This window comes from Bartonella sp. CL100XZDX, from assembly GCF_042195375.1.
GTDB lineage: Bacteria > Pseudomonadota > Alphaproteobacteria > Rhizobiales > Rhizobiaceae > Bartonella.
On sequence record NZ_JBHIOH010000046.1, the window covers coordinates 1 to 5404 of the forward strand.

The following is a 5404-nucleotide window of genomic DNA, read 5'->3' on the forward strand; positions in this document are numbered from 1 at the left end:
ATTAAAGGGCGTAAAACAAAACAGTCCCTTCAGGGAATTATAGGTGTACGCTATAGTTTCTAAGTATATGGTTATTTTTTAGTTATCTTTAAATATATGATTGTTTTAAAGGTCTTTAATTAAAGGTTCAGAGAACAATTTTTCAGAGCATGCAGCTTCGTTGTTCATGATAAACTGTATACCCTTATATACTTGATTATGCATTACTTTTTATCTTTGATAAGAAAACTCCGAGAAAATGCTAAAGAAGCACTATAAGAGCGCTCTTATATTCTTAATCAAAAAAGTATTTAAAAACTATAAAGAGCGGTTTTTTATGAGATAAGGAGGATTTTTAAGAAGGATTGTTGCAATCTAAGGTTGAAAATATATTTTGTAGAGCTAATTACGTTTAGTGTCTATGCAGGCGTGAAGGGGGGAGGATATGGCTCTACAATATAAATGGAAACGACATTGTTGGATACTCATGTTGAGCAGCTGTTTTGTGCAAGCTGCTGCTGCAAATGAGGGGGGGACAGCACTTTTTTGTCAATCTTCAAGTTATGAAAATGATAAAGTATTTCAAGATCAATACAATGAGGATATGAAAACAGGCAGATGCATACTTGGAGCCTCTAATGATGCCATGGTAAGAACGCGCAATGAATTAGACTTTTTGAAAAAGCCTAGCGATTTTATCATGGATAAGGGTGCTAGAGTGTTTACGAGTCAACAGGAACTTGACAGTAGTCATCGTGACAATGCTGGATATAATGCACAAGAACAAAATACTGCTTTTCTTAAAAAGCCTGAACTTATCTCCATTAAAGATGGGGCAATTTTAGAAAATTATATCCTTGATAATGAAGGTAAAGCATACATTTCAAATGATGGTGAGATTGATAGTCCAGGGCGATCCATTAATAACACTGTGAGGAATGGTGCAGAGCTTTATGTGTATGCAGGAGGACTCAGTGAGAATAGTAAAATTGAACATGGTGGAATTGAAAATGTTCAGGCTTTGAAGGGAAAACAAGGTTTTTCGAAAAATGCTGTTGTTGAAGAAGGCGGACACCAAAGTGTTGGAAATGGAGGAAAAGTAGAAGGGACTAAAATTTATGGTGGTGAGCAGCTTGTTTTCGGCGAGGGGGATATTGGAGGAGAGATTAAAGGGAGTAGTGCTTCTCATACTGTCATTTATGGTCAAGATGAAACACTAGGCCAACAAAAAGTATATGATGGCGGAAAAGTTTGGAATACGAAAGTTATGCGAGGGGGTGTCCAAGAGGTTGGAAAAAAGTCTCAAAGTGCAAAAAATGGTGGTTTTGCATTTGACACAGAAGTTTTTGGTGGTGGTAAACAACGTATCTTAAAAGGCGGTCAGGCTATTGGAGTCACTTTAAATGAGAGTGCTATTCAGGAAATATATACTGATGGATCTGTAAAGAATCTAACAATGAATGATCAAACAAAATCATGGGTGCATGCTGGAGCAACATTAGAAGGCAAGACACAGGTAAACCATTCTGGGCAGATCCATCTTTATGCTGGGAATGATCAACAACGCACCACAGTAGAAGATATTATTTTAAATGGAAAAGATACAAAACTGTACTCTGTTACTGATGAGTTTGATGGAAAAAGTTCTTTGATACAAAAATTAAGTGGTGAAGGGAGTGTTATTTTTTCGTTTACAGGTTCTGATCCATATTATTCTCAGCTTCATGTGAATAATCTTTCAGGAAATTTACATTTCGCGTTCAATACTACGATTGCCCATAACCGTGGTGATTATCTCTTGGTTGAGAAAGGCGCTGGGAAACATACAATAAGTGTTGCTGATTCTGGAGTTGAAATCACGGATCCTTTTTCAAATAAGCGTGATTTAATTACGGATCAAAGTGGTGGTGCGCATTTTACGCTGACAGATCTTAAGGGTGAAAAAATTAACGCCATTGATGGTGGAACTTATATGTATGATTTGAAAGAAAGAAAGGAAGAAAATGGGAAAGTTTGGTTTTTATCGGCAGACCGCCTCAGTGGACCAGAGCCTTCTATGCCAGATCCGACAGATCCTTTTTTTCCTGGTGAAACATCAACAACCCCCTCTACAGATGCAGTGTTAACGTTGTCCGTAGTCCCTGGACTTATTTTTAATAATGAGTTGCAAGTTGTACGGAATGGTAGAAAAATTTGGGACAGAAATAAGAAAGATATCGAACTATGGACTTATGGGATTAAGAGCAGAGAACGTGTTGCGACAGGCCATACACACTTTAAGCTTGGGCAGACAGGTTTAGTCTTTGGTGCTGATCAGTTGAGTGAATTAAGGCATGGAGAGTTGTATGTTGGTGGTTTTGGGAGTTATGATCAAGCACGTGTTTCTCATGCACGAGGTGGTGATAGTGATTTGAGCTCTTATAGCATTGGAACTTACGCAACTTATTTTGATCATCGTGGATGGTATATGGATGGTGTTTTGAAATATAATTATTACCGAGATAATTTAAAAGCCATATCAACGAATGGTTTAGCTATTCAAAGTCATTACAATCAGTGGGCGATAGGTGGATCATTTGAGATTGGCTGTTATTTTGAACCGGCACAGAATACTTGGATGCAGCCTTATATCAAGCTAACAGGTTTGCAGGTTGAAGGTAAAAGAATAAAACTTTCCAATGAAATGATAGGTGATCTAAGCCCATTAAATTCATTCCGCAGTGAAGTTGGATTGACTGCAGGACATGAATTTTTTGTGAATTCAGAAACTTCATTAACAGCTTACATTATGGCAGCTTGGTTGCGTGAGAATATAAATAATAATTATACGACAATTAATAAGCAGTATAAATTTATTACAGATTTATCAGGCAGTGCGGGTAAATTGGGAATTGGTTTAAACGGTACGGTCAATGATAAACTAACACTTTATGCGGAAGCACATTATCTAAAAGGACATAAGATTAAGAATGCTCTTCAAGGTATTTTAGGATTACGCTATAGTTTCTAAATATGTGTGTACACGGCTGATTAATTTTACAAATGTAATTGTTTTGCAAGCTTAAACAGATAACGCTCGATTTTGTCTTCTCGAGAGTGTAGAGATCTACTCAAACAGTAAGGGTATCTTTATACTCTCTCTTTTAAAGGCAACATACTGAATTTATAATAATAATTCATTTCTATGCATATTGAATGAGAGTCCCGAGTATCATAGGATTCTCTCATTCCAAATCTGTTTATGTTGAATCAATCAAAATTATTCGCCTAGCACATCACAAGCGGGATGAACATGTGGATAAAAACTATATAAGAAAAGAGTAAAAATGTTTCTTATGAATCTTCTCTAGTGTCAAGGGCTGTCACAACATTAGGATGGCAAAGTGTATGATGATATCGGCTCGCTTCTTCATAAGCGTAAAGATTGGGGACGCAATGGCTTTACCGGTATACCATTCATGGGATGACGTCGCGAAATGGGTTCGGGTGCGTTGAGAGATGTCTCTTTAAAACAAGCGCGTGAATGTACAATCCAAAGGCGTTTTGTGTTCCGTGAAGGACGTGACCTCGTTAGGCACGAGCATTTTGTTCATCTAACTTCAAATATTGAAAATTGTTCCTTGAACTCAAGTAAACAATTTGAATTTTATTAAGATTTTCAGCCGTAAGTTAGAACTTTCTAGTGGCTTTTATAGAAACACAACCTAAAGTTGTTTATATTAAAAATACACTTAAAAAGTGTTTTTAAACATAAATAAAACACATTACGATACAATCTAAGACGAGTTACCTACGTAGCCGTGGGATATTTTTCTAAATAATTGAGAGTGGAGTGTCTATAATGCAGTATAAACATAAGTTGAGTTTTTCAGTATTGATGATCAGTAGTTGTCTTGTACAAGTTGCAAGTGCAGTTGAAAACAGGAATGAAGAGTTAAAAAGATTAGAAAATGTGGAAAGTGGAGGGAAGGTACCAAAAGGTTCAGCACTGATTACAACCCTTTTCAACAATAATGTTAAGATCGAAGGTGGTGGTGTTGAAATTGTTGAAAATGGAAAAACTTCCATGGGATCCACTATTGAAAAAGGAGGGATGCAAATAGTTACGCGTGGAGGAAATGCAATAGATGCTAAAATCCTTGGAGGTAAGCAGTTTATTCATGAAGAAAAAGGTCTTGATCTTATAAGCGTGGAGAGAAAAAGTAGTGCATATAAATCCACAGTTTCTGGTGGCAGTGGAGCAGTGGGACAGCAGAATGTGTATGATGGAGCGTGGGTTTGGAATACGAAAGTGGTAGATAACGGAGAACAAAACCTTTATGCAGGAGAAAGAAAAGAGGGGGGAAAATCAATGTATGCTGAGGTCTCTGGAAATGGGAGACAGCACGTCTTAGCGTTAGGAGAATCTTTTGCTACTAATTTGAAAGATCATGCTATTCAAGTTGTATATCCTGAAGGGTTTGTGGATGGTCTGACTGTTAACAACTTTGCTAAGTCGTGGTTCCATGTTGGTATAAAAGATGTCGTTGGAGAAGTAATTGTCAATGATCACGGAGAACTTTATTTATTCGCTGGTGATAGGACAAATCATACGACTAAGAAAAAAATTCCTATAAAGGACAGAGTTGAAGAAACAATATTTGAGGTTGGTGAACGGAATATAGGAGAAAAACCTCAGATTGAAATTGAAGATTTAGGGGGGCAGGATGGGACTATTATTTTTACTTCTATACCGTATGATCCACAACATATTTCACTTCACGTTGAGAAACTTTCAGGAAGTTTGCATTTTCGATTCAATATTAGTGCTACAGGGGATGCAAGTGATTACTTGTCGATTGATGAAGGTTTGGGTAATCACAAAATAAGCGTTGCAGATTCTGGTCGTGAAATTACAGGTCCTATCTCTCAGAAAAATGGTTGGGCTACAGAGATTAATTTAGTTACTGATAAATTAGGAGGCGCTAATTTTACTCTGGAAGATCTTTCGGGTAATTATATTACAGCTGTTGATGGTGGAGCCTATCAGTATGTTTTACGAAAGAGAGAAAGATGTGCTGATTCTAGTGGTTATTCTACAATTTGGTATTTAAGTTCTGCCTCTGAAAGTACGACACGTTCGAATACTGAAACACAGTGTGTAAACAAGAAAACGAAGATTCCTCTTGCATTGTTTGATCAAAGTGCTTCTTCTAGAGGAAAAAATACCGGTTCTCGTAAACCTACTAAAAAACAACCAGCTAAACCACGGCCTCCACGTCATTTAAGAGAAGCGCAGAATGTCTCTAGTGTTTCTGTATCTCCCTCTCAAGAAAATCAGAATCGTCTGGTGTTTCCTCTAGTCAGTTCTCATCCTCTTTCTGCTGAAGAGCAACAAACTGCTGTTTCAGAATCTTCTCACTCTTTAGCCGATCAGATGATTGTG

General features: G+C 37.2%; 2 protein-coding genes and 1 pseudogene. All 3 read left to right on the forward strand.

Features of this window, described 5'->3' with window-relative positions:
* Nucleotides 1–424 precede the first annotated feature (424 nt).
* Nucleotides 425–2989, forward strand: coding sequence for a BafA family autotransporter (gene bafA, locus ACFILU_RS05290; RefSeq protein ID WP_375675049.1), 2565 nt, complete (start codon nt 425–427; stop codon nt 2987–2989).
* A 339-nt stretch (nt 2990–3328) separates the two neighbouring features.
* A pseudogene (locus tag ACFILU_RS05295) lies at nt 3329–3563 on the forward strand (integrase arm-type DNA-binding domain-containing protein); the annotation flags it as partial.
* A 257-nt stretch (nt 3564–3820) separates the two neighbouring features.
* On the forward strand, nt 3821–5404 hold a 1584-nt coding region (locus ACFILU_RS05300; RefSeq protein WP_375675050.1), incomplete at its 3' end, for a pertactin-like passenger domain-containing protein.